Source organism: Mesorhizobium sp. M7A.F.Ca.CA.002.05.1.1 (genome assembly GCF_003998335.1).
GTDB lineage: Bacteria > Pseudomonadota > Alphaproteobacteria > Rhizobiales > Rhizobiaceae > Mesorhizobium.
The window spans coordinates 1-664 of sequence record NZ_RZQI01001530.1; the positions used below are offsets into that span (position 1 = coordinate 1).

Here is a 664-nt window from a genome sequence, read left to right on the forward strand (position 1 = left end):
GATGAAACTGGCGCCGCGCCCGGTTGTGTTCTGAATTGTGCCGCCCGAGCCGGCGGTGGTGCCGACACCTGTAACGGTCAATCCACCCGAGCCCGTATTGTTGAGCACGATGCCGTTGATGCCGCCATTCGCCGAAATGCTCTGGAAATTCAGCCCGCTGGCGCCGATATTCGTGTTGACGACGTTGAGCGCCGTGCCTGTGCCGGAGGTGATCGTGTTGCCGGTGCCCTGCACCGTCACCGTGCCGCCGCCGGTCGCGTTGAAGCCGTCGCCGCTCGTTGTGTTGATAACCAGCCCGCCATTGGTGAAGTTGATGGCGGCGCCGGGGTTGCTGGTCATGATGACGGCGGCGTTGACGCCGGTCGAGAGCGTCTTGACCGCGCCGCCGAAGTTGATCGTGCCGCCGGCGTTGCTGAGCACGGCAATGCCCAGCCCGCCGTCGTTGCGAGTGATCGTGCTGGCGCTGTCGAAATTGACCGAGCCGCCGGCCATGCCGCGGATGTTGGCGACATTGCCGCCAGGGTTGGTGATGTCGACATTGTTCAGGTTGACGACCGCGCTGACGTCGTCATTGCCTGGCGTGCCCTGGTCGCCATCGACGACGAAGGCATTGTTCGCAGCCCCCGCGTCGGTCTGGATGGCGACATTGTTGAAAGTGTAGGTG

Annotated in this window: 1 pseudogene; it reads right to left on the minus strand. The window is 63.9% G+C overall.

The annotated features are described in order from the left end of the window. Positions 1–664, minus strand: a pseudogene (locus tag EN939_RS38420) (hypothetical protein); the annotation flags it as partial.